This is a genomic window from Mycobacterium sp. Aquia_213 (assembly GCF_026625985.1).
Taxonomy (GTDB): Bacteria; Actinomycetota; Actinomycetes; order Mycobacteriales; family Mycobacteriaceae; genus Mycobacterium.
Genome location: NZ_CP113116.1, coordinates 3,004,488 through 3,030,519, shown reverse-complemented (window position 1 = coordinate 3,030,519; position 26,032 = coordinate 3,004,488). Strand labels below are relative to the sequence as shown.

Sequence of the window (26,032 nt, the reverse complement as noted above, 5' to 3'; positions counted from 1 at the left end):
CTCACTCCGCCGTGCTGGGCGCTTCGCCGAAGCGGGCCAGGACCAGGGTGCCGGCCACCGCCACGACGAAGCCCAGGATGACCACCCAGCCCCAGCCGGGTCGCGCGGTATCGCCCAGCCATAGCACGCCGACAAGTGCGGGCGCGATGGTCTCCCCGACGACCATGGCGGCCACCGTGGTGGTGACCGATCCGCGTTGCAGTGCGGACGTGAACAGCAGGAATCCCGCGGCGCCGCCTCCCGCCGCGGCGTACAGCGCCGGGTTGGTGTAGAAGGCGGCCTTGGTCGGATCGATCTCCTCGAGCATGCGCACCCCGATCTCGACGACGCCGAACCCGCTGCCGGCGGCCAGGCCCAGTGCGAGCGAGCGCTCACCGTCGGGCAACCGGCCGGCGATTGCACCGCCGAGGAATATCACGACGACGACGCCGATCAGCGCCCAGCCGAGTCCGGGTGGGCCATGGCGGAAGTGTCCTGGCCCGGCGGCAGCAGCGAGTGCGACGAGGCTCAGGCAGACGACACCCACGGCCGTCCACTCGGCCCTGGAGAGCCGGGCCGAGAGCACCCAGACGGACACGATGCCGGTGACCGCGATCGAGGCGGCCAGCGCCGCGGCGACGACGTAGATGGGCACCAATCGCAGCGCCGCGACCTGCAGTACGAAACCGAGTCCGTCCAGTCCAATGCCCACGAGGTAGCGCCACTGGCGCAGCGCGCGCAGCAGCAGCATCGCGTCGACGCCGGACTTGCCGCTGGATTCCACCGACCGCGCCGCGACGGCCTGCAGTACCGAGGCGGTGCCGTAGCACACCGAGCAGCCCAGAGCGAGTAGGAATCCGATCAGCACAGTGCAGACAGTAGCCGAGCTAGCCGCTTGTCGGCGCCGTTAGCTGCAGCTCGAGGGCAAGCGCTTTCAGGCGTGCCGAATAGGCTTGGACCTAGCCGTGACGTGTCACGAAATGACTGACCGCGTCGGCAATCTCGCGGGGGTAATCCTCTTGTAGAAAGTGCTTGCCCGGCAGCAGGATCGGCTCCGTTACGCCGGTGGCGCGTTGCGCCTGGACGCCTTGACGTCGCCACGGCAACATCGCGTCGCGTGCTCCCCAAACGATTTGCACCGGGTGGGGCCGTTGGTGGACGGCATCAAGGTACTGCTGCTGCTTGGCGCCGTTCAGCTCGAAACCGCGCATGATTTTCAGGAATGCCCGCCCGCCGTCGTCGCCGAAGAGCAGCGGTAGCCAGCAGGCGATTTCGGCGTTCGGCACGCGGCGGCTCACCCCGAAGAGTCGCATGATGGACAGAAAGGCGCCCGGCACGCGCAGGGACGCCAGCCAGGCTTCTCCGATGCCCCGGTGCGCGAAAGGTTCCATCGGCCATGGTCGATGGAACGACTCCACTTCGATGAGTGTGTTCAGTAACGTCATCGACAGCACCCGCTCGGGTACGGCGTTGGCCGCCTCGAATCCGATGGGCCCGCCGATATCGTGCACGACCAGGTGGAAGCGGTCGAGGTGCAATTCGTTGATCGCCGACAGCAACCATCGGCCAAGTCCGGTCCAGGTGTAGTCGGCATCGATGGGCCGTTCCGCAAGCCCAAGGCCGGGCAGGTCGATCGCAATGGCGCGTAACCCGCTGGCAGCGATTGCCGGCACCACCTTGCGGTAGAGGTAAGCCGAGGACGGAACGCCATGCACGCACACCACCGCAGGTGCGTCGGGCGGGCCGTCGTCAAGGGCAAACGACGAAATGCCCCCGGCCGTGAAGGTACGGCCGGATGAGCGATAACGCTCGAGCAGCCCGGTGACCTGTGCGGTGTTCACGCGAGCGGTTCCGCCCAGAATTGGCGGTTTGTTGCGGCCATGTGCCGTAGTCCTTTCCCGTTCGGGACATACGCCATCTTCGGCTTCAAAGTTGAACACCGCAGCGGGCGGAAAGCATGCGTGCGCGCGGCGCCCATCCGTTTGCGTCGGATGGTGAAGGCGAACTGGGGATGCTGCGTCAGGGGCGTGTTTCGGCCGGGGGCCGGCACAGCGGTGCGAGGTAGTACAACACCAGGGCGGTGACTATGCCGTAGCCCAGATGCGGAATCAGGTCGCTGATCCAGTCGACGAGGCTCCAGGTAAGCGGATTGGTGACCCCGAGAACGGTCATCGGCCCGTTGGTGCCCACCAGCGCGAGGGCCGACGCGACCAGCGTGGCGACCAGCAATCCGGGCCGCCAGCCCAGGGCATACGCCACCCCGAGAATGATGCCCATCCCGATGCCCGCGGCGTAGCCGGTGAGCGCGCCGAGGCCCGAGATCCGGTGGGCGAGCACGTCGCCGCTGCCGGGAACCGTGACGCCGAACAGCCTTGCCATGGCTTCGACGGTCCGTTCCGGTGTGCTGCTGGTCGGACGGCCCCGCACCGCGATGTCTAGGTAGGTGATGACATTCAAGGTGGTGGTGCCTGCGGCGCCCGCGGCCGCGCCGCTGAGCACGCCCGGCCAGAGTCGTTTGGCTTGCAGTCCCGACCGGATGGCAGATTGCCTGGTTTCCATAATGACCGTCTCCTCGGCTGCCCGGCGACCGCGAGCTCTACACAGCATGCCGCAAAAGATCTAAAATTCTGCACGTGCTCAACCGCACGGGCAGGACGGTCGCCGCAGCGTGCAGCGGTGCGGCCGGACTTGCCCTGGCGCTCGGCGGTTTCGGCGGTGTCGGTGTGCCGCACACCAACGCGGACCCGCCGTCGACTGCGACCCCGGCGCATGGGTTGTAGGCGGTCAACGGATTCGCGCGAAGAGGTTACTGTGGATGGGGTGGCGATCTACATAGGCAGGACGGTAGCCGCGTTGTGCGGTGGTGCGGCCGTACTTGCCCTGGCGTTCGGCGGTATTGACGCACCTGACCAGTCGCAGCGTAGCGCGACCGTCCCTTCGTCGACTGTCGTCCCCGCGCCCCCCGGGGATGGTGGCGGCGCCCTACCGGTCAAGCCCGCCGGCGGCGGCGGTGGCTGCATCTCCGGCCTGAACTGTGGGCCCATCAACCCCGACCGGCCGCCGCCCCCGAAGCGGCCCCCGCGTCTTGTGCATGGTCCGGGAGATCCTCTGCCATTGCCGCAGCATCCATAGCCGGGTAGCTCGGCGCTGACCCGCCAACCGAATCACGAGCGGTGTTCCTATCATTTGGTAATGAGCGCCGGTGAGCTGGATACCGTGGGCTCGCCGGCATTCACCGACGAGGACCCGGCCCGGTTTCGCGCGGCCGGATGGTGGTCCGACTCGACATTGTCGGACGCGGTGCGCCGCAACGCCGAACAATCACCGGATCGCTCCGCGTATTGCGACGAACCCGGCACCGCCCTGACGTGGCGTGAATTCGAATCTGCGACAACCAATTTAGCTGGCCAACTGACTGGCCTCGGCATTGCGGGTGGCGATCGAGTTGCGGTGTGGCACAGCGACTCCGCGGCGATCCACGTGCTGTTCGTTGCGATCGAACGGTGCGGCGCCGTCGTCGTCGGCATCGGCGCCCGCGCCGGTACCCGCGAGGTGGGCGCACTACTGCGCAATGCGCAGCCGACCATCCTGATCAGCGACCCCAAGTACAGCGAAGCCGCAACCCGGGCCGCTTCAGAATCATCGGTTCCCCTGCTGGTCCTGGGTCAGGAAGCGGGTCTGCCGCGCCTCGACAGCGACGTACGGCCCCGGGCGGTTGCCGTCGAATCTCAACTCGGTGCCGACGATGTTTTCCTGATCAATTCCACGTCGGGGACGACGGGGTTGCCCAAGTGCGTCGTGCACACGCAGAACCGGTGGCATTACTTTCACCAGAAGGCCGTTGCGAACGGGCTGCTGACATCCGACGACGTGTTCTTGCCGGTCATCCCCATGCCCTTCGGCTTCGGAATATGGACCAGCCACACCACCCCGATCTACCTCGGTGCCAGCTCGGTGATCCTGGAGCGGTTCACCGCGCGCGCGGCGTGTGAGGCGATAGCCCGGCACAAGGTCACCGTATTATGTTGCGTGAGCTCGCAATTGACGATGCTGATGGCCGACCGCACGTCCCGGGATTACGACCTGAGCTCGCTGCGTGTCGTTTTCACCGGCGGCGAGGCGATACCGTATCGGCCGGCGGCCGAATTCGAAGAGCTCACCGGTGCCAAGATCCTGCAATTCTATGGCTCGAACGAAACCGGCCTGCTCAGCGCGACAACCGTGCATGACCCGCTGGACCGTCGACTTCGTACCGGAGGCCGGATCGTTCCCGAAATGGCGGTCCGGCTCTTCGACGGCGATCAAGACGTCACCGCGACCGGACGGGGCCAGCCGGCGTGCCGAGGCCCGGCCACCAGCCTCGGCTATCTCGGGGGTACCGACCACGACAAGCTGTTCACCCCCGACGGGTGGATGCTGATGGGCGATATCTGTGAGCTCGACGCCGAGGGCTACCTGACCATTACCGGCCGAACGTCCGACTTCATCCTGCGCGCCGGCAAGAACATCAGCGCATCGCAGGTCGAGGACGCCGTGATGACGCATCCGGCGATCGCGCTGGCGGCGGCGGTGGCGATGCCCGATCCGGTGTTCGGGGAACGGGTCTGCCTCTACGCCGAACTCGCCGACTCCGCGAGCGTCGACCTGCCCGCGCTCGTCAACCACCTGTTGGCACTGGGGGTTTCCAAGGAACTGCTGCCCGAACGCCTCATCGTCGTCGACGAGATACCCCGGTCGTCTGGCGGAAAGGTCGCCAAAGGCGATCTCCGCCACGATATTCGAGCAAGGATGGAGGCCGACCATGAACACGCCTAATCCACGACGAGGTGGCCTGGAGGTGTGGGCACCGTCCGTGGTGCCGCCGATCGGTGTCGAGCTGTCCAACGAGCAGGCGCTCGCCGTGGCTTTCCGCCACCTGGCCGGGATCGGGTTCTCCGAGAACATGGCCGGACACATCACCTGGCAGCTGGACGGACAAACCGACATGTTGGTCAATCCGTGGGGCCTGTGGTGGCAGGAACTGACCGCGTCCGATATCTGCTTGGTGGACAGTGAAGCTCGGGTGGTCCGCGGTCGGTGGGATGTCACTCCGGCGATCCATATTCATACCGAGTTGCACCGGGCCCGCGAGGACGCCCGGGTGGTCATTCACAATCATCCGTATTACGTGTGTGTGCTCGCCGCACTGGGCAGACTGCCCGAGCTGGTGCACCAGACCGGCTCGCTGTTTCTGGACGACCTGTGCCTGGTCGGCGCCTACGACGGCGAGATCGACAGCCCAGGCCGCGCAGCCGATCTCGCGGCGCGCATCGGCGGTGCCAACCTGACGATTCTGGCCAACCACGGCGTCATCGCGACCGGCCGCAACCTGGCCGAGGCGGTGTACCGGGCGGCGTCGATCGAGCGGGTATGCAAGCTGGCCTACGACGTCCTGCTCACCGGCAAGGAGCCGGTCGCGATGAACTGGTCCGACATGGTGGGCATGCAGCGATCGCTGATCGAGCGGGCCGCAGACGTGTACTGGGCCGGGGCAGCGCGGATGACCATCAAGGCGGACCCCGATGTACTCAGCTGAGCCCACTCGGAGCCATCACCACCCACTCGACGCGCAAGGGGATCGCCGCTGATGAAATCGATCGACGAGCTGGCCTCGAACCTGAACTTCACCACGGCCAAGACCGGCGACGACCGCTCCGTCACCTTCCTGCCGGACCCGCCCCGGGCGCCGCGCCGTTACACGGTGATCTCGGCCGACGACCACATCGTCGAACCACCAGATACGTTCACCGGCCGGCTGCCACGAAAGTTCGCCGACCGCGCGCCGCGGGTCGTCGACACCGACAGCGGCGGACAGACCTGGGTCTACGACAATCGGGAACTGCCCAACGTCGGGTTCAACGCCGTGGTCGGGCGACCGGTGGCCGAGTACGGCTTCGAGCCGGTCCGATTCGACGAAATGCGCAGGGGTGCATGGGATATCCATGAACGCGTCAAAGACATGGACCTCAACGGCATCTACGCGTCGCTGAACTTTCCCTCGTTCCTGCCCGGATTCGCCGGCCAGCGGTTGCAGCAGGTGACCAAGGATCGCGATCTGGCGCTGGCCTCGGTTCGCGCCTGGAACGACTGGCACCTCGAGGTGTGGGCCGGGTCGTATCCCGAACGGATCATTCCCTGCCAGCTGCCCTGGCTGCTGGACCCCGAATTGGGCGCCAAGATGATCCGCGAGAACGCCGAGCGCGGCTTCCACGCCGTGACGTTCAGCGAGAACCCCGCGATGCTCGGCTTGCCGAGTATCCACTCGGGACACTGGGATCCGATCATGGCCGCGTGCGCCGAGACCGCAACGGTGGTGAATCTGCACATCGGATCTTCGGGTTCCTCCCCGTCGACCACCGAGGACGCGCCGCCGGACGTACAGGGCGTGCTGTTCTTCGCCTACGCCATTTCGGCGGCCGTCGACTGGTTGTACTCCGGATTGCCCAGCAGATTCCCGGATCTCAAGATCTGTCTGTCCGAAGGCGGAATCGGTTGGGTGGCAGGCTTACTCGACCGCCTCGACCACATGCTCAGCTATCACGCGATGTACGGCACCTGGCAGGCGCTGGGGGAGAAGCTCACTCCCGCAGAGGTTTTCACCCGTAATTTCTGGTTCTGCGCAGTGGAGGACAAGTCGTCGTTCGTCCAGCGGGACCGAATCGGTATGGACAACATCATGCTCGAAGCCGATTACCCGCACTGCGACTCGACCTGGCCGCACACTCAACAGACGATCCACGATGAGATCGGTGATCTGCCGGCGGACGCGATCCGCAAGTTCACCTGGGAGAACGCGTCGCGCTTGTACCAACATCCGGTGCCGGCCGCCGTCCAGCAGGATCCCGAGGCGTTCTGACGGATCACTTGCCGGCCTTCGGGCAGGGGCAGTCACCGGCGTCGGCCAGCGCTTCCGTCTGCGCCGCGGTGCGGTACGACGCCGGTCGCTCGGTCCACGTGCTGTGGGCGACGCCGGGCTGGCCGGGGCTGTTGCGGATTTCTTCGGCCTTCGTGGTCCTCGAGGCAACCGGCGTCGTGCTCACCGACGTCGTCGCCGAGGCTTCGAGGCACGACGGCGTCACGACCCAATCCATGAATTGCCATACCGCGGCAACCAGAGTGATCAGCAGCAACACCGTCGCGACGGCGTGGGCCACCAGGTAATAGCAGTATCCGGTTGAAGTTGGCGGTGAACCGTCGCCAGCAGCAACCATTTTGAACGTCACCTGTCGCATCGAGAGGCCCCTTTCTTGAACCTAGCGGTGTCACCCGCCACAACCCTCGCTCGATAGGTCTTCGGAGCACCGGGGCGGTTGGATGGGCACCCTTCGATTGGAGGCGCCTGCAGCCGCCGTGACCAGCCCGTTTGTCCCGCCGCGGACTTGGGGGTGGCCATCTTGGCCTCGGATGCGCTTCGCTGTCCGTACGGAGTTACGGCGCTAATCCAGGAGGGGACAGTGACGTCGGCCAAGGTTGATTTCAGTTCGGTGCGTTGGGGCTCGGTGGAGTGGACGAACCTCGTGACGTTGTACCTGCGTGCCCACGAAAGCCGTTCCCGGCATCCGATTCTCGGTGACGAGGCCGCCGCGGAGGCCGTCGACCGGATCGACTACGACTTCAAACGCATCCACCGGAACTCATTGCCGGCGTCCAACCAGTACCTGGTCGCGCTACGTGCAAAGCAGCTCGACATATGGTGCGCTGATTTCCTTGCGCGCCATCCCGACGCGGTCGTCTTGCACCTGGGCGCTGGCCTGGACGGCCGCGTCTTCCGCCTCGAAGTACCGCCGGCGGTGCTGTGGTTCGACCTCGACCAGCCCAGCGTCATCGAGCTTCGCCGGCAACTGTATGACGAAACCGAGCGCTACCGGATGATCGGCTCGTCGGTGACCGATCGGCAGTGGCTCGATCAGATTCCCACCGGCCACCCCACACTCGTCGTCGCCGAGGGCCTGCTGATGTACGTGGACGAGAGTGGAGTCCATCAGCTGTTCGCACGTCTGCTGGACCGATTCGATTGCGGCGAACTGCAATTCGACACGCTCTCGGCACTGGCGCCGGTGATGTCGAAAGTGCTCACCAGGGGCATCATCAAGTGGGGCATCGGCAACGCGCGCGACATCGAAACGTGGAATCCGAAGCTGCGAATGGTCGATCAGACATCGGCACTGACCGGCTACCAGAAGATCGACAGCACCCTGGTGCGCTGGATCTACCGATTCGTCAGTGCCTCGCCGTTCGGCCCGTACGACATGCTCAACCGCTTTGAGTTCTAGAGCTTTGGCGGGCTCACCGCTGGTTGCCCAACATCCCCAGATCCGCGCGAGCTTCGTCGATAAGGTCCACTCGGGCCCGAATCATCGCGGTGCGTCGTGAATCGAACTCCCTGATCGCCGCGTCGACTTTCTGGCGATCCATCGGGGTGCGCAGATATTCGGTATTCAGCGCCGCGTAGGCAGTGGAGAGGGAGTTGTTGGCCTCGCGCAGGGCCAGCGTCCGAAGCCGCATGGATGCCGATCCGACCAAGTCGACCGCCGCCGCGGCATTGGACAATTGGAGGCTTGCGGATTCCCATTTACCGATTTCGTCAAGGAAGGCTGGTTCGGTAAGTGGGTCGGCCACTCGGTTGTATCGAGAAATATCGACCTCTTGCTCGATGGCCACCATGATCTGCATCTTGGCCAAGAGTTCTGTATAGGTGCTCTTGCGCTCATTTCGCGCAAATTCGACTTCGCTTTGTTTGCGCACGGTTTCAGCCGTAGCAACGCTGGTTTGGTACGCGAAATACGAGGCGGCAACTGCGACGATAAGGGTGGCCAGCATTCCCGCGAGCGCCAAAACAAGTTCCTTGGTCCAGAAACGGTGCGCGGGCTGGGCGAGCTGAATGGGTGCGGTCGTCCGATCGGAAGCAACGACAGTCGGCGCGTCGGTAGGAGCCAGTTCGGTAACCGCACCGTGGGGTGCGTCGACCGTGTGCCGGATCTTGGTCACATCGGCTGGCGAGGTGTCCACCCGCACAATTTAACGGCTGTGAGCTTTGAGCGCATATCGAAAGTACCGCTTATACACCATTGTTTCACCTCGCGTATCGGTAGTTTGCGGCCTGCATTATCCGAACAATTCAATGTTCGGCGCGGCCCCATTAGGTGCTTACGAGACGCTGAACCGCGCCGAGTACTGCCTGGACGGCACTGACTGGTCACAGCAGGCGGGTCGGGTGATCTCGCAAATTCCATTAATTTGCTGCATTACCGATCGGGAGGGGGTAGCGTCAAGGCACAGCTGGGGGTGTCGGGGCCTCAAGCGCGTAGATATGCGTGAGCATGAACAGGAGGTTTGCCGTGAGAAAGATGATAGCCGCTAGTGTCCTGGCGTTTGCTGGGCTAATGACCACCGGCGTGGGTATCAGCAACGCCGATGAGATTCTGGTTGAGGGTAACTACGCGACTCAGGCGGGCTGTATGGCGGACGGTCCGCACGTCGAGGTCGTCCACCCCGGGACCTGGACTCATTTCTCATGTGTCCAGCATTCGGATGGCCTTTGGTACCTGTACCTGAGCAACTGAGTTCTTCAGCCGCGAATAATCACAGATTAGAAGCAAGCCGCCGCAGGATGTCCGCGGTGGGTTCGGCGGTCGCGTGCCGGTATCCGGTGCCTGCCCACAGGTGGACGTAGTCGGGTTTCCCTGCTGCCGCAGCGGCTTTGCGCAGCGGGCTGGTCAGGTAATGAAGTGCGGGATAGCCGAACGGTGCCTGGGCCTCGTGGTCGTCGATGAACGTGTTGCGCAACCCGCGGGCGGGGCGTCCGGTGAAGGCATGGGTCAACACCGTCTCGGTCCGAGCGGGATCGGTCAGGGCGGCCTGGTGAGTTGCCGACGCACCGCTCTCGGTGGCGCGCAGCAAAACGGTGCCGACAATGGCCGCTGCGGCCCCCGCGCGGATCACGTCGGCCACCGCGTCGGGTGTGGCCAGCCCGCCGGCCGCCAGCACCGGCAGCGGCACGGTCGCCGTGACCTGTTTGACCAGATCCACGATCGGAACCGGTTGCAACGGCCGCAGCGGCGAAAGCGTTCCGGAATGCCCACCGGCGACCGCCGCCTGCAGCGCCAGCATGTCGACGCCGGCGTCATGTGCCTGTGCCGCCTCGTCCGGCGTCGTCACCGTTTGGACCACTACGGTATTGGCCTGCTGCAGCGCGGTGATCACGCTGTGCGGCGGGATGCCGAACGTGAACGACACCATCGGCACCGGGTCATCGAGCAACAGCGCGACCTTCTCGTCGAATCGGTCGGTGTCCTCGATGGGATCGGCAGGTAGGGCGAGGCCGAACTGGTCGGCCTCTTGCTGGACGATCGCGGCGTATGCCCGGTAACTGTCCGGGTCGACCGGCACCGGGTTTGGCGCAAAGAGGTTGATGCCGAACGGGATTCCCTCGGCACGAACAGTTTTGAGCTCGGCTTCGACGGCTGCCACGGTTTTGTAGCCCGCGGCGAGCATGCCCAGGCCGCCGGCGCCGGTCGCGGCCGACACCATCGCCGGCGTGGTCGGGCCGCCGGACATCGGCGCGGCGACCAGAGGAATGGACATCTCGAATTCTGCCAACATGGCGCGCCCCTTCGTCGTTGTCCGGGCTCGGTGTTTCGCAAAATCGAGCCTAGTCAGTTCCCCGACGTTCCATTCGGGTGCCGGACCTGACAGGATGCTTCAGCGTGAAGCGGCCCAACTTTTTGGTGATCCTGGCAGACGACCTCGGCTTTTCCGACATCGGCGCGTTCGGCAGTGAAATCGAGACCCCCAACCTCGACCGGCTCGCCCACGCGGGTATCCGGCTCACCGATTTCCATTCCGCGCCGGCCTGCTCGCCCACCCGGGCGATGCTGTTGACCGGAACCGACCACCACGTCGCCGGTATCGGCACGATGCTGGAGGTCGCGGTCCCCGGATTTCAGGGCGCGCCCGGTTACGAGGGTTATCTCAACGACCGGGTCGTCGCGCTGCCCGAGCTCTTGCGCGATGGCGGTTACCTGACGCTGATGTCGGGCAAATGGCATCTGGGCCACACGATTGAAAGATCGCCGTGGGCACGGGGATTCGAGCGTTCGTTTGCACTGCTGCCGGCGGGTGCCAGTCACTACGGAGGTGCCGCGGGCCGTGGATTCTCGCCGGTGCCAACGCTTTACACCGAAGACGACCAGTTCGTCACGGTGGGCGAAGACTTCTACTCATCGGATTCCTACACCGACACGTTGCTCGGCTATTTCCGCGAACGCGCCGAGGACGACGATCGCCCGTTCTTCGCATACCTGCCGTTTCAGGCGCCGCACTGGCCGCTACAGGCGCCCGACGAATCCGTCGCCAAATATCGCGGTCGTTACGACGCGGGCCCGGATGCCTTGCGCGAGGAGCGGTTGGCGGCGCTCAAGCGCCTCGGCCTGTGTGCCCCCGATGTCGAGCCGCATCCGGTTGTGGCCGATGGCGCCCCAGAGTGGGCCGATATGACGGACGAGGAGCGCGCAATTTCGGCCCGCTCCATGGAGGTCTACGCCGGAATGGTGGACCGCATGGACTGGAACATCGGCCGGGTGATCGACTACCTTGCCGAGACCGGCGAGCTGGACAACACCGTCGTGATGTTCATGTCCGACAACGGCGCCGAGGGCGCGATCGTCGAGGCGATGCCGCTGCGCGGCCCGCAGATCGTCGCGCAGATCAAAAAGAACTGCGACAACAGCCTGGACAACCTGGGTCGGCCTACGTCGTTCATCTGGTACGGCCCCCGCTGGGCACAAGCGGCGACGGCGCCGTCACGTTTGCACAAGGCGTTCACCACTGAGGGCGGGATCCGGGTGGTCGGCTTCGTCACCTGGCCGGGCTTCGCGCGCCAGGGCGCGATCGGCTCGGCGTTCGCGACCGTCATGGACATCACTCCCACCGTGCTGGAACTGGCCGGCGTCGAGCATCCCGGCACCTCCTACCGCGACCGCGACGTCGAACCGATGCTCGGCCGCTCGCTGGTGCCATACCTGTCCTGCGATACCGAGGCGGTGCACCCGGGGGAGAGCGGCACCGGCTGGGAGCTGTTCGGCCGCCGCGCGATCCGCCAAGGCGACTGGAAGGCCCTCTACCTGCCGCCACCCTATGGGCCGGGCGCGTGGCAGCTCTACGACCTCTCCCGCGACCGGGGCGAGATCCACGACCTCGCCGCCACCCATCCCGAGAAACTGGCCGAGCTTCTCGAGTTGTGGGACCGCTACGTCGAGGAGAACGGGGTGCTCACCGAGCCGGTTTCGGTGTACGACGCCGACCCGCAGCTACTCGGCTAACTTCGTTATCGGCAATAGATTTCGGGGGAACTATGAGCGAGACGACAACATGCGCGGTGATCGGCGGCGGACCGGCCGGGATGGTGTTCGCGCTGCTGCTGGCTCGGGCCGGTGTCGAGGTCACGCTGCTGGAAAAGCACGGCGACTTTCTCCGCGACTTTCGGGGTGACACGGTGCATCCCACCACGCTGCGGCTGCTCGACGAGCTGGGCCTGTGGGAGCGCTTCGCGGCCTTGCCGCACAGCGAGCTGCACAGCGCGAAATTCGAAGCAGACGGCCGGTCGGTGACCTATGTCGACTTCAGTCGCCTGCGCCAACCCCATCCGTTTGTCGCGATGGTGCCGCAATGGGACCTGCTCAATCTGCTCGCCGATGCAGCACAGGAGGAACCGACCTTCACATTGCGGATGAAGACGGAGGCGACCGGGCTGCTGCGCGAGGGCGGCAGGGTCACCGGGGTGCACTACGAAGGCCCCGACGGGCAGGGTGAGTTGAAGGCCGAGTTGACCGTCGGGTGCGACGGCCGATGGTCGACGGTGCGCCGTGCCGCCGGTCTGCAGAGTGTCGAATTCCCGGTGAACTTCGACGTGTGGTGGTTCAGCCTGCCGCGCGACGGCGACCAGGAGTTCTCGTTTTTGCCGCGGGTGGGTCCCGGCAAGGCTCTTGGGGTGATCCCGCGCGAGGGCTATAACCAGATCGCCTACATCGGGGCCAAGGGCACCGACCCGGAGCTGCGAGCCAAAGGCATCGAGGCGTTTCGCCGCGATGTCGCCGCGCTCATTCCGGAATCGGCCGCGGCCGTCGAGACGCTGACATCCATGGACGACATCAAACACCTCGACGTCCGGGTCGATCGACTGCGGCGCTGGCACACCGACGGGCTGCTGTGCATCGGCGACGCCGCGCACGCGATGTCCCCGCTGGGCGGCATGGGCATCAACCTGGCGGTCCAGGATGCCGTCGCAGCGGCGACCATCTTGGCCGAGCCGCTGCGGCAGCATCGGGTCAGCGATCGCGACCTGGCGGCCGTCCGGCGCCGGCGGCTGTTCCCGACCGCGGTAACCCAAGGCGTGCAACGGTTCCTGCAGCGGGGCCTCGGTCCGCTGTTGCGCGGCGGCAACCCGACCCCGCCGGCGGCCTTCCTGACGGTGATGCAGCGACTGCCGTGGCTGTCCTTCATCCCCGCGTATTTCATCGGCGTCGGGGTCCGACCCGAGCGGGCCCCGGCATTCGCCCGGCGCTGACCCGAAGCCTTCGGCTGCTAGCGTCGATTCCGTGTCTGGTAACGAAGCCCCACTGCGGATCGGCATCCTGGGTGCCGCCGCGATCGCGCCTTCGGCGCTGATCAAACCCGCCAAGACCAACGCCGAGGTGGTCGTCGCCGCGGTGGCCGCCCGCGATCAATCGCGTGCCCGGGCCTTCGCTGCGAAACACGATATCGCCCGGGTGCACGACGACTACGACGCGCTGATCGCCGATCCGGACCTCGATGCGATCTACAACCCGCTGCCAAACGGATTGCACGGCAAGTGGACCCGAGCCGCACTAGCCGCCGGTAAACACGTGCTGTGTGAAAAGCCGTTCACCGCCAACGCCGCGGAGGCCCGCGAGATCGCAGCCCTGGCCGCGACGTCGGATCGAGTGGTGATGGAGGCCTTCCACTATCGCTACCATCCGCTGACCTTGCGGGCTGAGGAGATCATCGCTTCGGGGGAGCTGGGCAAACTCAAGCACGTGGAGGCCACGCTCTGCTTCCCGTTGCCGAGGTTCTCCAACATCCGGTACAACTACGCGCTGGCCGGCGGCGCGACGATGGACGCCGGCTGCTATACGGTCCACATGGTCCGCACGTTCGGTGGCTCGACTCCGGAAGTCGTTTCGGCGCAGGCGAAACTGCATGATCCACAGATCGACCGGGCAATGACGGCCGAGCTGCGGTTCGCCGGGGGACACACGGGTCGCGTCCGCTGCTCGATGTGGTCGCGTCGTCTTTTCGATATCAGCGCGAAGGTGGTCGGCGAACGCGGGCAGCTGAATGTGCTCAATCCGGCGATGCCACAGATGTTCCATCGGCTCTCGGTGCGAACCGCAGACGACAATCGCGTGGAAGGCTTTCCGCGCCGGGCCTCGTACGCCTACCAGCTCGACGCGTTCGCCGCGGCGGTGCTGCGCGGTGAGCCGGTGAAAACGACCCCGCAGGACGCGATCGAGAACATGACCGTCATCGACGGTATCTACCGCGCCGCGGGCCTGCCGCTTCGCGAACCGAGCTGAAAGTTACTGCTGGCGAACGATTTCGGCCAATAGGCGGCGCGCTGCCTCAACACACGGGCGCACCCGGTCGATCGGGCTGACCCCTGCCAACGCCAATGACCTTCTGGGTACTTCGATTTCGAGCACGATGTCGTCGGGAAGCACGGACAGGATGTCGATGAGCGGGAGCTCACCCTCGCCGGGAACCATGCGCTCGAACATGGCTTCCTCCATGTAGTTCTCCAAGCGTGGCTGCAGCGTCGTGTCGTTGAGTTGGGCGTAGCCGATGTATTCGGGGTCGACGGCCGCGAGATCGGCGGCGCCGGCCCCGGAGCGCACCAGATGCATGGTGTCGATCAGCAATCGAAAGTCCGCTCGTCCCACGTATTCCCGTGCGGCCAGTGCGGTGGGCAGGTCACCAACGGTGAGCCCGGGTACCGGTTCGACGACGGTCTGGATGCTGCGCTGGGCGGCCAGCTCGGTCAGCGCGGCGAACTGGTCGAAGGTGCGGCCGAGATCGGGATCGAGACTGACGACGTTGATGCGGGGTACCCCGAGCTCGGCCAATACATCGAGATCCGCACCGAATGACCTGGTTTCGGTGTCGGGCAGCACCAGGAACCCGTCGCCCAGCGAGGCCGCCACGCCATGGTGCCGCATCGCGGCCAGTACGTCTTTTCGCAGCGCGGGGTCGTCCTTGAGGGAAAACGGCGCATAGCCGAGCGGCACCAACGGTGCGCCCTGCACCACCGCGGAGATGTAGCGGCAGCCGAGATCTGCGGCCAGTTCGACGAACTCTATTGGCGGAAGGCCGAATCCGTTGAGGAAACCAATGGCGAGTTCGGTCACGCGGGCCGGCCCGCCAATTGGGCCAACTGAGCGGCCGCCTGAGCCGTTTGGGTTGTCAGCGCGATCTGCCCAGACGTGACGTGTTCTTGGATCATCGGTGCCTCCAGGACCAGATCGTCGCGGACGAACGCGATGTGGGCGTGCAGGTGTGCCGCGGTGAATGCCGCCCATGCGGTCTCCGAGGCCGGGTCCACGGTCAGAATCACCTGATAGAAATCCGCTGTCAACGGCTTGGGTGCGTCCACGTGGGTCAGTTCAAGTCGCATCGTCTCGGGCCCCAACGTATACCGTGTGGTCCGCGCGAGGTCGCAGGTGACCAGGACGGAGTCCGGCGGTGCCGGGGCGGCCGGATTCGTCGCGGGGCACTTCTCGGGTGTGGTCGGCTGCGACTTCTCGACCGGCCGAACCGGCAGCGGCGCAATCCTTACCACCGGCGCCACGGGTGGGATCGTCGACGTAACGGTGCTGGTCGAGGTGGCGGGTGCGGCCGGGTGTTGGGTCGTATGGCAGCCGCACGTCAGCGCCCCGAGCAGAATGGCGCAGGTCAGCCGAGCGGTCGTCGTCGAGAGCATCGACCTCAAGCAAAGTGGGTCAACCGCCCGTTGTCGCCCAACAGGACGGGATCAGCGTGAATCGTGATGACACCGTTGCACTAGCGACGCGTGCTTTACGGACACTACGAACATAGAGTATGGTCGTGCTGCACGTCAGCGAATATTCACTTTAGATCCTTGCCACGAAAGCCTGTGTTCATGGCTCGATACTCATCCGCGTCGGTGAAAAGACGAAAGCCCAACCCCGCGGAGCGCCGCCGCGATCTGTGCGATGCGGCGATCGAACTGTTGGCCGCCGACGGGGCCAAGGGATTGAGTCATCTCAAGGTGGACCGCAAGGCCGCCGTTCCCGACGGCACCACGTCGTTCTATTTCCGGACCCGCTCCGCACTGCTGCGAGCCGTCGCCGAACGGCTGGCCGAGCTGGATCTGGAACGGCTGCAGTCCATCGCGGACAGCGCCGGCAGTACCGGGGACAACCCCACGCCGTCACTGTTGTCGCAGGTGGTGATTCAAGCCGGCACCGAGCCGCAGTTGTCCTGGACCAAGGCCCGCTACGAGCTGACGATGCAAGCGGCGCGGGATCCCGCGATGGCCGCGATTCTGCAGCAAGCCACGGACGCCTTCACCAAGTTGCACCGCGAGATCCTCGTGCAACTGATGCCGCACGGGGCCGAGTTGGAATCGGCGGTGGTCGAGGACCTGAGCAACGTCACGCTGACGTTCATCAACGGTCTGTTGATGCGGGCCGCCCATGGCGACCGGATTGTCGACACCCCGGAGCAACTCGACGCGGTCTTGACGGCCATCGCCACCGGCATCCTGAAGAGTCCGGACCGGGGCGGCCTGACTGCGGCCGGCGATGTGCACTCGGCGCGCGGCCGCCGCGCGGCCGCCTCCGGGTGAGCGCGGACACCGCCGGATCAGACGGCCGACGCGCCGGTTTTCGTGCCTTTGGGTCTTGCCACAGCATCCGCTATATGGTTCTCTACGAGAATAGAGTAAGCCGACGTTCACGGGCCGTCGGCGAGCCTGCTGTCAGCCGAGCCCGTGCGTTTGCGAAAGCAAACACATTTAAGCGGAGTGTACAAATTGCCCGAACCGGGTCCGGCGCTCATCGAGCGATGTCTCGATCGTGCCGGCGTCCGGAATCGGTAGTGCTAGGAGGGATTTCGTGACGGCGAGCACCGAGAGCCATGTTCGTTTCGATCCGTACGATGTCGAGCTCATCGCCGACCCGTATCCGATGTTCGCGCGCCTGCGCGACGAGGCGCCGCTGTACTACAACGCGGAATACGATTTCTACGCGCTGAGCCGGTTCGCCGATGTCAACAAGGGCATCATCGACCACGGCACGTACAGCTCCGCCCGCGGCGTGATCATGGAGCTGATCAAGGCCAACCTCGAGATCCCGTCGGGCATGCTGATCTTCGAGGACCCGCCGATCCACGACGTGCACCGCAAGCTGCTGTCGCGGATGTTCACCCCCCGCAAGATCGCCGCGCTCGAGCCGATGATCCGCGAGTTCTGCGCGCAATCCCTGGATCCGTTGGTGGGCTCCGGCCGGTTCGACTTCGTCACCGACCTGGGCGCGATCATGCCGATGAAGGTCATCAGCGCGCTGCTCGGCATTCCCGAAGAAGACCAGGAGTACATCCGCGATCGCGGCAATGCCCAATTGCGTACCGAGCCCGGGAAGCCGATGAGCGCCGCCGAACATGGCTTGTCGGTGGGCGAGCAATTCGAGGCCTACATCGACTGGCGCGCCGACAATCCGTCCGACGACATCATGACCGAGTTGCTCAACGTGGAGTTCGTCGACGATAAGGGCGTCACGCGGCGGCTGACCCGCGAAGAGATTCTCGTGTACCTCAACGTGGTGGCCGGAGCGGGCAACGAAACGACAACGCGGCTGATCGGTTGGGCGGGCAAGGTTCTCGCCGAGCATCCCGACCAGCGTCGCGAACTCGTGGACAACCCTTCGCTCATCCCTCAGGCAATCGAGGAGTTGCTGCGCTTCGAGCCGCCCGCACCACACATGGCGCGCTATGTGACGCGCGACGTCAGCCTCTACGACCAGACGGTGCCCGCAGGCAGCGTGATGCTGATGCTGCTCGGGGCAGCTTGCCGTGACGAGCGGCAGTTCGGTCCCGACGCAGGCGAATTCAACATTCACCGGGTCGCCCGGCCCCACCTCACCTTCAGCGTCGGTGCCCACTTCTGCCTGGGCTCGGCCCTGGCGCGCCTGGAAGGCCGTGTCGCCCTGGAAGAAATCCTCAAGCGCTTCCCGGAGTGGGAGCCCGATTTGGCCAACGCCACACTCAGCCCGACCTCGTCGGTGCGGGGCTGGGAAACCCTGCCAACCGTGGTGCCCTAATGACCGGCCGGGTCGAGGGCAAGGTCGCCTTCATCAGCGGTGCCGCGCGCGGGCAGGGCCGCAGTCACGCGGTGCGCCTGGCGCAGGAGGGCGCCGACATTATCGCGATCGACATCTGCGGGCCGATCGACAATTTGGCCTACCCGCATTCGACCCCCGAGGATCTCGCCGAAACCGCCGACCTGGTGAAGAACCTCGACCGGCGCATCGTGACCGCACAGGTGGATGTCCGCGACTACGAGGCGCTCAAAGCCGCCGTGGACAGTGGCGTCGAGCAACTGGGCCGGCTCGACATCATTGTCGCCAACGCGGGCGTGGGCACCGATGGCCGCAGGCTGCACAAGATTCGGGAGAACGTGTGGCAGGACATGATCGACATCAACCTGAGCGGCGTCTGGCACACCGTCAAAGCGGGTGTACCGCACATCCTTTCGGGTGGCCGCGGCGGATCGATCGTGCTCACCAGCTCGGTCGGCGGACAGAAGGCCTACCAGAACACCGGCCACTACGTCGCCGCGAAGCACGGCGTCATCGGACTGATGCGGGCCTTCGCCGTCGAACTGGGCCAGGACATGATCCGGGTCAACTCGGTGCTACCCAGTCAGGTCAGCACCACGATGGTGATGAACGACAACACCTACCGGCTCTTCCGCCCGGATTTGGCCGAGCCTGGGCCCGATGACTTCGCGCCTATCTCGCAGATGATGCACACCTTGCCGGTGCCCTGGCTGGACCCGATCGACATCAGCAATGCTGTCCTATTCCTCGCCTCTGACGAATCACGTTATGTCACAGGCGTTTCACTTCCCGTCGACGCGGGCAGTTTGCTCAAATAAGCACTAACTAAATTAAGCACAGCGAAGTGGAGAAAACTCATGCCTGAATACGACTACGAAAAGATGAAGCAGGAAGCCGAGCAATACATCAAGTTCGAGAAGGACAAGGCGAACCGGATCGCCTACATCACCTTTGACCGTCCCGACGCGCAGAACGCCACCAGCCTGGGGATGCGGCAGGTTTACGCCGACCTGATCCACAAGTGCAATGTGGACGACGACGTCAAGGTCGTCGTGATCCGTGGCGAGGGAGAGGATTTCGGTAGCGGCGGCGACCTGCCCGAACAACGCGGCATGATCGAGAACCCTGGCATGCCCCTGCTGCACGAGCTCGCGATCAACGACGACGACGTGAAGTATCCGCCCGGTGGCTCGTACCGGTACCTGTCCACGGTGACCGACTTCTACGCCAAGGCCCGAGCGGGCAACCGCCCCCTGCAGGAGTTGCGCAAGGTCAGCATTATCGAGGCCAAGGGCTACTGCTACGGCTGGCACTTCTACCAGGCCGGCGACGCCGACCTGGTGATCTCCTCCGACGATGCCCTGTTCGGGCACCCGGCCTTCCGCTACGTGGGCTGGGGACCCCGGCTGTGGTGGTGGGCCGAGACGATGGGGCTGCGCAAGTTCTCCGAAATGCTGTTCACCGGACGACCGTTCAGCGCGGAGGAGATGTACGAGTGCGGCTTCGTCAACAGCGTCGTGCCCCGCGATAAGCTGGAAGACGAGACGCTGAAGTACGCGATGGCATGTTCGAAGTCCCGTCCGACCGACACGGTCGCCGTGCAGAAGACCTTCCTGGAGCTCTACAAGCAGCACAAGGGCGAGTACTTCGGCAGCCTGCTGGTCGGCATGGTCGAGGGCATGCTGCCGATGATCTCCAACGACGTGGACAACACGGTTGACCTCACCGCCGGCACCTTCGAAAAGGGCCTCAACAATGTGGTGAAGGACAACGACATGAACTTCCCGCCGGAGTGGCGCCTCAGCCGCTCGGGGCGCGCGAAGCCCTGACCGTTTTGGGAGAGCTCGCATGTCGGCGCTGACGGGTTTCAGAGTCGTCGAGCTGGCGGGGTCGGTAGCGGTCGAGTATTGCGGAAAACTGCTGGCCGACTTCGGCGCCGAGGTGATCAAGGTCGAGGCGCCCGGGTGTGGCAGTTCCACCCGGGCGTTTTCTCCCATCGTGGATGACGCCACGGGGGCCGACGGCAGTGCGTTGTTCGCGTACCTCAACACGAACAAGCAGTCCGTCGAGCTTGATGCCACCGATCCGCGTCGGCACGAGCTGATCGCCGGTGCCGACGCGGTGCTCGACGACGGCACGACCAGCTGGGCGGACCGGCACCCGAATGTGGTGTCCTGCTCGATCACCCCGTTCGGCGAGAAAGCCGCGGCCGAGTACGCAAATGCAAGGAGCATCAACGTATTCCATGCCAGCGGCTGGGGATATCACACTCCCAGCCATCCGGATGCGAGTAAGCCGCCGCTGCAGGGGCCGGGGCGGTTCATGGCGGATTACGAGGCCGGACTGGAAGCGGCGCTCTGTGTGGCGGCGTCGCTGTTCGGGCGGCTGCACACCGGCCGGGGTGAGGCCATCGACATTTCCCAGCATGCGGTGCTGGTCTCCCGCGCCGATTGCATTCTGGGGCGCCTGGTCACCGGCGAAGTCCCCGCCCTGGGCACCCGCGACGACTACGACCAGCAGGGCCCGGCGTCGTTCTTCGCCTGCGCCGATGGCTTCGTCTATTTGTACATGACCAGCCGCGCGCACTGGCTCGGCGTCAAGAAGCTTATGGGGCAACCGGTTTGGCTTGACGACTTCGACGACGATTGGCTCGAGTTCTCGGTCACCCCGGAAAAGGTCGCGGCGTTCCAGCAGGGTTTCGCGGCCTGGGTCGCCGCCTTGGACAAAGAGACGGCAGCCGACGAAGCACAGCGTCTGGGCGTGCCGTTGGTTCCGGTCAACGAGGCTGCCGATCTGCACGACTCGCCGCAGTACCGGCACCGCGGTTTCTTCCAGAACGTCACCCATCCCGCGCTGGGTGACGCGGCATACCCCACGGTGCCGTACCTGCTCTCCGCGTCGCCGGCAGAAATCACCAGTGCTGCACCGACTTTGGGTGAGCACACCGCGGCGGTCCTGGGCCGGCTCGATTCGCCACATCCGCCGCCCGCGGTGCGGGCACCACAGCTGAAGCCACCGAAGACCGCGCGCGGTGGGCCGCTGCAAGGAGTGCGGGTCGTCGAGCTCACCAAGGTGTGGGCAGGCCCGTACGCCGGCAAGTTGCTGGCGATGCTGGGCGCCGAGGTGATCAAGGTCGAATCGGCGGCCCTGCCCGAGGAGATGCGCGCCTACGGCGGTACGGACATCAACCACGCACCGTTCTTTCTGAGCATCAATCCCGAGATCCTCAGCGTGGACCTCGATATCAAGTCGGTCGAGGGCATGGCGCAATTACGCGAGCTGATCGCGCACAGCGACATCGTGATCAACAACCTGCGGCCGGGCGCGATGGAGCGCCAGGGCTTGGGGTATCAGCAGCTCACGGAGATCAAACCGGACATCATCTCGGTCTCGATCAAGATGTGGGGCAACGACGGGCCCCTCGGTCACCAAACCGGGTACGCGCCCTGCTTCGCGGCGCTGGCCGGACTTGCCCCGCTGGTCGGCTATCCGGGTGGGCCGCCGCTCGGAACCAGCATGCGTTACGGGGATTCCACGGTCGGCGCCGCAGCCGCCTACGCGGCCGTGGTCGCATTGCTGCACCGCGAGCTCAGCGGCACAGGACAATTCGTCGACATCTCGGCCGTCGAAACCCTCTCCTCGATGATCGGGGACTGCCTGCTCGAACAAAGCCTGACGGGACGACGACTGGGGCCCGACGGCAACAATCATCCCGACCTGTGCCCGCACGGATGCTATCCCGGTGCGGACGGCTCCTGGATCAGCGTGGCCGTCGCCAACGACGACGAATGGCGCCGGCTCTGCGAACTGCTCGATGCCCCCGCACTGGCCGACGATCCTCGCTACGGTGGGCTCGCCGAACGGCGCAAGCACGTGGAGGCACTCGATACCGACCTCGCACTGCTGACCCGTGAGCTCGACGCCGAGGACCTCGCGCATCGACTGCGTGCGGCGGGAGTGCCGGCCACCAAGAGCGCCACTGCCATTGACGTGATCGGCGATCAGCAACTCTGGGATCGCGAGTTGTATCGCTTCGTCTCCGATCACCGCGAAGGCCAGCGCCCGGTTTTGGGCCCGGCCTGGCGGATGGCGCGGAATCCGGCCCTGATCACTCGGGGTGCCCCCGACCTGGGCGAGGACACCGACTATGTTCTGCACAAAATACTGGCCGCAGCACCGACGTTGGGCGGGTTATGACCGGGAAACTGACACAGGCCGTGGCCCTGGTGACCGGTGCGAGCAGCGGCATCGGCGCGGCGGCAGCTAAAGCGCTGGCCGCCGAGGGCGCGGCAGTCGCCCTGCTGGCGCGCCGTGCCGAACGGTTGGCCGACCTGAAAGCCGATATCGAATCCGCAGGCGGCACAGCGCTGGTGGTGCCCGCCGACGTCACCGACGCCGAACAGGTGGCGTCCGCGGTGCGGCAAACCGTCGCGGAGTTGGGGCGCCTCGACATCCTGGTGAACAATGCCGGCCTGATGCAGTCCGCGCCCGCGACCGAGGCGCTGTTGCGGGACTGGGACCAGATGGTATCCGTCAACGTGCAAGGGGTTCTCTACGCCACTCGCGCGGCGCTGCCACATTTGATCGAGGCGGCCGCCGACTCGGCACGCGGCGTCGCGGACCTGGTCACCATCAGCTCGACCGCCGGCTGGGTGGCCCGGCCCAACACCGCGGTGTATTCGCTCACCAAGTTCGGCGTGAACGCCTTCAGCGAGGGGTTGCGCCAAGAAGTGCTCGGCAAGCGGGTCCGCGTCGGAGTCGTCGGTCCCGGCACCGTCGATACCGAGATCTTCAGTCACCTGGCCGACGCGTCGCGGGAAGCGTTCGAAAAGCAGACGGCCGGAATGGTCAAGATGCGGCCCGAAGACATCGCCGACGCGGTGCTGTTCATGGTGACCCGCGACCGGCGGGTGGCGGTCAACCACATGCTGGTGCGCGCCGCCGAACAGACCTGGTAACCACGTGACGTCGCACTGGGTCGTCGGTGAACAGTCCGCGCTGACGTTTCCCGCCGACCCCGCGTCGTTGCATGAGGGTGGTGCCCGGTTTCTCACCGACGCATTCCGCGCATCCGGCGTACTCACGAACGGCAATTCCGTCACCCGGATAACGGAGTTCGCCGAGATAGGCGGCGGCAGCACAGGCCGCAAAGTCCTGCTGTCGGTCGAATATGACACGGCCGCAACGGATCTGCACACCGACTTGTTCGTCAAGTTCTCCCGCGACCTCGACAACCCGATCCGTGATCGGGGCAAGACACAGATGGAGCCGGAGGTGCGATTCGCCGCGCTGTCGCGGGCACCTGATTTTCCGATCGCGGTGCCCAGCGCGCTGTTCGGCGACTATCACCGCCAGAGCGGAACCGGAATTCTGATCACCGAACGAATCCGATTCGGCGACAATGGAATCGAACGGCAGTATCACAAGTGCCTCGATTACGACATGCCCGAGCCGCTGGAGCATTACCGGGCGCTGCTCACCGCCCTGGCCCGGCTGGCCGGAACCCATCGATCCGGGCTGCTTCCGGCCGAAGGCTTTCCGCTGGACGTACCGGCCGCGACGGTGGGGGAACGGGCACCGCTGTCCGTGGAGAAGCTGGAACGGCGGATGAATCAGCTCGCCGAACTCGCCGACACCCATCCTGGATTGCTGCCCGCGAATGTTCGCGCGCCGGAATTCCTGGCACGCCTTCGCGACGACGTGCCCCGCCTTGCGCACCACGAGCACGCGGTCACGCGCCAATTGGCCGACGACGCAGACTATGTCGCGCTGTGCCATTGGAACGCCAACATCGACAATGCGTGGTTTTGGCGAGACGCCGACAACGTGTTGCGTTGCGGTCTGATGGACTGGGGATGCGTCAGCCAGATGAATGTGGGCATGGCCATCTGGGGTGCGATGTCGGGCGCGGAAACCGAGCTGTGGGATGTCCATCTCGATGGACTACTGCAGCTGTTCGTCACCGAAGTGCGCCGCCACGGGGGCCCGCAGCTGGATGCGGACCGGTTGCGCCGCCACACTCTGCTCTACGCCGCCGCCATGGGCGTCGCCTGGCTGTTGGACGTGCCGGCCTTGATACGCAAGCGATTCGACACCGCGCCCAGCACGCGTAAGGACCCGCGCATCCGGGATGACGAGAGCGTACGCGCGCCGCTGCAGATGCTGTGCAACTTGCTAAGCGCATGGGAGCGGTATGGCGTGGGCGATCTACTCGATGCCGCCCTGGCCGAGGAAGCTTCATGAGTTACGGCGCGTCGTCGTCTCGGTCTTGGAGCAGCTTCTCGGGATGGTGAAAAGTGTTGACGCGTGGTTGGCCCCGATCCAAGTGCGGGGGCGGAATCCATTCAAGTATCACCCCTGGAATTCTTCCGGGTGGTCCAGCCGCCGGGCCTCAGCAGCCGGTGTTGGGCCCCACAGGCGAAGGTCAAGTCGTCGACATCGGTGGTGTGACACGTAGCCCAATCGGTGACGTGGTGCACTTCGCAGTAGTAACCGGGGACGGTGCAGCCCGGGGCCGAGCAGCCACGGTCCTTGGCGTACAGGACTATTCGCTGCGCCGGTGATGCCAGCCGTTTGGTGCTATACAACGCCAAGGCTTTGCCCTTGTCGAAGATCGCCAAATAGTGGCGGGCATGGCGAGCCAATCGGATCACGTCGCTCATCGGCAGGATGGTGCCACCACCGGTCAGGCCGCGACCGGCGGCGGCCTCCAACTCGGCCAGGCTGGTGGTGACGATGATCGAAGCCGGCAACCCGTTGTGCTGCCCGAGTTCGCCCGAAGCAAGCAGTCCTCTGAGTGCCGCATTCAGCGCGTCGTGCTGGCGCTGGCCCGCGCTGCGGAAATCGCGCTCGATGGACCGCTCGCTGGGACTGCCTTCCACGCAAGGGCTTTCGTCGTCGGGATTGCACATTCCCGGAGCGCCTAATTTCGCCCACACCGCTTCCACAGTGGCACGGGCCTCAGGGGTCAGCCAGCCCCGTAACTCCGACATCCCGTCGCGGCCTTGGTTGCCCAGGCTCAGTCCGCGGCGCCGCGCACGATCCTCATCGGTATAGTTGCCATCAGGATTGAGGCAATCGGACATAATCGCAGCCAGCTCCGCGACTTGTTCGGGCCGGAACTTGGTGCCTTCCATGGCCAGTTTGATCTCGGCCTGCTCGCGCGTGGCCTCATCAATCCAGCCGGGCAACTGGTGGTAGAACTTGCGGATCGCCGCTACTTGACCGGGCCCGAGCGTGCCCTGACGCTGTTTGGCGGCACAGGCTGCCAACACCGGTGCGAGCGGTTCGCCGGTCAACCCGCGCCGCGGCCCCAGGTCGGCGGCTTCCCGGATGCGCCGAGACGCTTCGGAACGACTGATCAACGTTGCTTCGGCAATCGCATGCGACAGCTTGCCGCCGATCTCTTGGGGCGTGGCTTGCCGGACCAGATTATTGATCAAAGGATGTTCGACGGCCGGCAGCCGGCGGCGCACCTTCTCGCACCGTTCCAGCAACGCGAACTGTTCGCGCGTAACCAACGCGTCGCAGTCCTGGGTGACGAGATCATCGAAGGCAGCGTCGATAGTGTCAAATGCTGCCGTCAACGCCTCGCGATCCGTGCTCACACCCCAAATTTATCGGCGACCACCGACAAAAAGACC

The 26,032-nt window shown here is 65.3% G+C and carries 23 protein-coding genes and 2 pseudogenes; 16 read left to right on the top strand and 9 right to left on the bottom strand.

Features of this window, described 5'->3' with window-relative positions; all coding sequences use genetic code 11:
- Position 1: 1 nt before the first annotated feature.
- The 3 genes from LMQ14_RS14240 to LMQ14_RS14230 all read right to left on the bottom strand — a co-directional run bounded on the left by LMQ14_RS14240 (position 2) and on the right by LMQ14_RS14230 (position 2,538).
- Complete coding sequence (locus LMQ14_RS14240; RefSeq protein WP_267730241.1) at positions 2 to 847, bottom strand: DMT family transporter; 846 nt, start codon at positions 845 to 847, stop codon at positions 2 to 4.
- A 91-nt stretch (positions 848 to 938) separates the two neighbouring features.
- On the bottom strand, positions 939 to 1,820 hold the full coding sequence (locus LMQ14_RS14235) for an alpha/beta fold hydrolase (RefSeq protein ID WP_267730240.1): 882 nt from the start codon (positions 1,818 to 1,820) through the stop codon (positions 939 to 941).
- A gap of 178 nt (positions 1,821 to 1,998) precedes the next feature.
- Positions 1,999 to 2,538: a hypothetical protein gene (locus LMQ14_RS14230; protein ID WP_267730239.1), complete on the bottom strand. Its 540-nt coding sequence runs from the start codon at positions 2,536 to 2,538 to the stop codon at positions 1,999 to 2,001.
- A gap of 74 nt (positions 2,539 to 2,612) precedes the next feature.
- Between LMQ14_RS14230 and LMQ14_RS14225 the strand changes: the two genes are divergently transcribed.
- From LMQ14_RS14225 to LMQ14_RS14210, 4 genes are all read left to right on the top strand, one after another.
- Positions 2,613 to 2,759 (top strand): hypothetical protein, encoded by a 147-nt coding sequence (locus LMQ14_RS14225; RefSeq protein WP_267730238.1) that lies wholly within the window; start codon positions 2,613 to 2,615, stop codon positions 2,757 to 2,759.
- 412 nt (positions 2,760 to 3,171) lie between these two features.
- Entirely contained in the window at positions 3,172 to 4,794 is a 1,623-nt protein-coding gene (locus LMQ14_RS14220; RefSeq protein ID WP_267730237.1) for a class I adenylate-forming enzyme family protein, read from the top strand.
- Positions 4,781 to 5,554 (top strand): class II aldolase/adducin family protein, encoded by a 774-nt coding sequence (locus LMQ14_RS14215; protein WP_267730236.1) that lies wholly within the window; start codon positions 4,781 to 4,783, stop codon positions 5,552 to 5,554. The genes LMQ14_RS14220 and LMQ14_RS14215 overlap by 14 nt, the downstream gene beginning before the upstream one ends.
- Positions 5,555 to 5,605: 51 nt before the next feature.
- Positions 5,606 to 6,874 carry an amidohydrolase family protein gene (locus tag LMQ14_RS14210; RefSeq protein WP_267730235.1) on the top strand — a complete coding sequence of 423 codons (1,269 nt, stop codon included), beginning with the start codon at positions 5,606 to 5,608 and terminating at the stop codon, positions 6,872 to 6,874.
- Between the two features lie 4 nt (positions 6,875 to 6,878).
- Here the strand turns inward: LMQ14_RS14210 and LMQ14_RS14205 are convergent, their stop codons facing one another.
- On the bottom strand, positions 6,879 to 7,250 hold the full coding sequence (locus LMQ14_RS14205) for a hypothetical protein (RefSeq protein ID WP_267730234.1): 372 nt from the start codon (positions 7,248 to 7,250) through the stop codon (positions 6,879 to 6,881).
- Positions 7,251 to 7,472: 222 nt separating this feature from the next.
- Between LMQ14_RS14205 and LMQ14_RS14200 the strand changes: the two genes are divergently transcribed.
- A complete protein-coding gene (locus LMQ14_RS14200) occupies positions 7,473 to 8,291 on the top strand; it encodes a class I SAM-dependent methyltransferase (RefSeq protein WP_267730233.1) in 819 nt (272 codons plus the stop codon).
- 13 nt (positions 8,292 to 8,304) lie between these two features.
- On the opposite strand, the gene LMQ14_RS14195 is transcribed toward LMQ14_RS14200, so the two are convergent.
- Positions 8,305 to 9,027: a hypothetical protein gene (locus tag LMQ14_RS14195; protein ID WP_267730232.1), complete on the bottom strand. Its 723-nt coding sequence runs from the start codon at positions 9,025 to 9,027 to the stop codon at positions 8,305 to 8,307.
- A 374-nt stretch (positions 9,028 to 9,401) separates the two neighbouring features.
- On the opposite strand from LMQ14_RS14195, the gene LMQ14_RS14190 reads away from it, so the two are divergent.
- Positions 9,402 to 9,581 carry a hypothetical protein gene (locus tag LMQ14_RS14190; protein ID WP_267730231.1) on the top strand — a complete coding sequence of 60 codons (180 nt, stop codon included), beginning with the start codon at positions 9,402 to 9,404 and terminating at the stop codon, positions 9,579 to 9,581.
- Between the two features lie 19 nt (positions 9,582 to 9,600).
- Here LMQ14_RS14190 and LMQ14_RS14185 read toward each other — a convergent pair whose 3' ends face one another.
- Positions 9,601 to 10,620, bottom strand: coding sequence for an NAD(P)H-dependent flavin oxidoreductase (locus LMQ14_RS14185; protein ID WP_267730230.1), 1,020 nt, complete (start codon positions 10,618 to 10,620; stop codon positions 9,601 to 9,603).
- A gap of 104 nt (positions 10,621 to 10,724) precedes the next feature.
- On the opposite strand from LMQ14_RS14185, the gene LMQ14_RS14180 reads away from it, so the two are divergent.
- From LMQ14_RS14180 to LMQ14_RS14170, 3 genes are read left to right on the top strand one after another with little or no spacing between them, the layout of a single operon-like run.
- Positions 10,725 to 12,338, top strand: a complete 1,614-nt coding sequence (locus LMQ14_RS14180; RefSeq protein WP_267730229.1) for an arylsulfatase — start codon at positions 10,725 to 10,727, stop codon at positions 12,336 to 12,338.
- Between the two features lie 32 nt (positions 12,339 to 12,370).
- Positions 12,371 to 13,582: an FAD-dependent oxidoreductase gene (locus LMQ14_RS14175; protein ID WP_267730228.1), complete on the top strand. Its 1,212-nt coding sequence runs from the start codon at positions 12,371 to 12,373 to the stop codon at positions 13,580 to 13,582.
- 31 nt (positions 13,583 to 13,613) lie between these two features.
- The gene (locus LMQ14_RS14170; RefSeq protein ID WP_267730227.1) at positions 13,614 to 14,612 is read left to right on the top strand and encodes a Gfo/Idh/MocA family protein; all 999 of its coding nucleotides are present in this window, start codon (positions 13,614 to 13,616) and stop codon (positions 14,610 to 14,612) included.
- 3 nt (positions 14,613 to 14,615) lie between these two features.
- Here LMQ14_RS14170 and LMQ14_RS14165 read toward each other — a convergent pair whose 3' ends face one another.
- Together LMQ14_RS14165 and LMQ14_RS14160 are read right to left on the bottom strand one after the other, a co-directional pair.
- Positions 14,616 to 15,440 (bottom strand): sugar phosphate isomerase/epimerase family protein, encoded by an 825-nt coding sequence (locus tag LMQ14_RS14165; RefSeq protein ID WP_267730226.1) that lies wholly within the window; start codon positions 15,438 to 15,440, stop codon positions 14,616 to 14,618.
- On the bottom strand, positions 15,437 to 16,012 hold the full coding sequence (locus LMQ14_RS14160; RefSeq protein WP_267730225.1) for a SecDF P1 head subdomain-containing protein: 576 nt from the start codon (positions 16,010 to 16,012) through the stop codon (positions 15,437 to 15,439). Before LMQ14_RS14160 ends, LMQ14_RS14165 begins: the two co-directional genes overlap by 4 nt.
- Before the next feature lie 180 nt (positions 16,013 to 16,192).
- On the opposite strand from LMQ14_RS14160, the gene LMQ14_RS14155 reads away from it, so the two are divergent.
- The 7 genes and pseudogenes from LMQ14_RS14155 (at position 16,193) to LMQ14_RS14125 (ending at position 24,632) form a co-directional block, all read left to right on the top strand.
- A complete protein-coding gene (locus LMQ14_RS14155) occupies positions 16,193 to 16,900 on the top strand; it encodes a TetR/AcrR family transcriptional regulator (protein WP_267730224.1) in 708 nt (235 codons plus the stop codon).
- Positions 16,901 to 17,168: 268 nt separating this feature from the next.
- Positions 17,169 to 18,371, top strand: coding sequence for a cytochrome P450 (locus tag LMQ14_RS14150; protein ID WP_267730223.1), 1,203 nt, complete (start codon positions 17,169 to 17,171; stop codon positions 18,369 to 18,371).
- On the top strand, positions 18,371 to 19,207 hold the full coding sequence (locus LMQ14_RS14145; RefSeq protein WP_267730222.1) for a mycofactocin-coupled SDR family oxidoreductase: 837 nt from the start codon (positions 18,371 to 18,373) through the stop codon (positions 19,205 to 19,207). The genes LMQ14_RS14150 and LMQ14_RS14145 overlap by 1 nt, the downstream gene beginning before the upstream one ends.
- Before the next feature lie 39 nt (positions 19,208 to 19,246).
- Positions 19,247 to 20,218, top strand: a complete 972-nt coding sequence (locus LMQ14_RS14140; protein WP_267730221.1) for an enoyl-CoA hydratase/isomerase family protein — start codon at positions 19,247 to 19,249, stop codon at positions 20,216 to 20,218.
- Positions 20,215 to 22,586 (top strand): annotated as a pseudogene (locus LMQ14_RS14135) (CaiB/BaiF CoA transferase family protein). The gene LMQ14_RS14140 and the pseudogene LMQ14_RS14135 overlap by 4 nt, the downstream one beginning before the upstream one ends.
- Complete coding sequence (locus tag LMQ14_RS14130; RefSeq protein ID WP_267730220.1) at positions 22,583 to 23,347, top strand: SDR family NAD(P)-dependent oxidoreductase; 765 nt, start codon at positions 22,583 to 22,585, stop codon at positions 23,345 to 23,347. The pseudogene LMQ14_RS14135 and the gene LMQ14_RS14130 overlap by 4 nt, the downstream one beginning before the upstream one ends.
- Positions 23,348 to 23,351: 4 nt before the next feature.
- Entirely contained in the window at positions 23,352 to 24,632 is a 1,281-nt protein-coding gene (locus tag LMQ14_RS14125) for a hypothetical protein (protein ID WP_267730219.1), read from the top strand.
- Between the two features lies 1 nt (position 24,633).
- Here LMQ14_RS14125 and LMQ14_RS14120 read toward each other — a convergent pair.
- A pseudogene (locus tag LMQ14_RS14120) lies at positions 24,634 to 25,996 on the bottom strand (HNH endonuclease signature motif containing protein).
- Positions 25,997 to 26,032 lie beyond the last annotated feature (36 nt).

Excerpts from the sequence above, each read along its gene's own strand:
- LMQ14_RS14230 (WP_267730239.1), bottom strand. The coding sequence starts at position 2,538 with ATGGAAACCAGGCAATCTGCCATCCGGTCGGGACTGCAAGCCAAACGA.
- LMQ14_RS14205 (WP_267730234.1), bottom strand. The coding sequence starts at position 7,250 with ATGCGACAGGTGACGTTCAAAATGGTTGCTGCTGGCGACGGTTCACCG.
- LMQ14_RS14130 (WP_267730220.1), top strand. The coding sequence starts at position 22,583 with ATGACCGGGAAACTGACACAGGCCGTGGCCCTGGTGACCGGTGCGAGC.
- LMQ14_RS14220 (WP_267730237.1), top strand. The coding sequence starts at position 3,172 with ATGAGCGCCGGTGAGCTGGATACCGTGGGCTCGCCGGCATTCACCGAC.
- LMQ14_RS14210 (WP_267730235.1), top strand. The coding sequence starts at position 5,606 with ATGAAATCGATCGACGAGCTGGCCTCGAACCTGAACTTCACCACGGCC.
- LMQ14_RS14160 (WP_267730225.1), bottom strand. The coding sequence starts at position 16,012 with ATGCTCTCGACGACGACCGCTCGGCTGACCTGCGCCATTCTGCTCGGG.
- LMQ14_RS14185 (WP_267730230.1), bottom strand. The coding sequence starts at position 10,620 with ATGTTGGCAGAATTCGAGATGTCCATTCCTCTGGTCGCCGCGCCGATG.
- LMQ14_RS14215 (WP_267730236.1), top strand. The coding sequence starts at position 4,781 with ATGAACACGCCTAATCCACGACGAGGTGGCCTGGAGGTGTGGGCACCG.
- LMQ14_RS14190 (WP_267730231.1), top strand. The coding sequence starts at position 9,402 with ATGACCACCGGCGTGGGTATCAGCAACGCCGATGAGATTCTGGTTGAG.
- LMQ14_RS14155 (WP_267730224.1), top strand. The coding sequence starts at position 16,193 with ATGGCTCGATACTCATCCGCGTCGGTGAAAAGACGAAAGCCCAACCCC.
- LMQ14_RS14145 (WP_267730222.1), top strand. The coding sequence starts at position 18,371 with ATGACCGGCCGGGTCGAGGGCAAGGTCGCCTTCATCAGCGGTGCCGCG.
- LMQ14_RS14140 (WP_267730221.1), top strand. The coding sequence starts at position 19,247 with ATGCCTGAATACGACTACGAAAAGATGAAGCAGGAAGCCGAGCAATAC.
- LMQ14_RS14175 (WP_267730228.1), top strand. The coding sequence starts at position 12,371 with ATGAGCGAGACGACAACATGCGCGGTGATCGGCGGCGGACCGGCCGGG.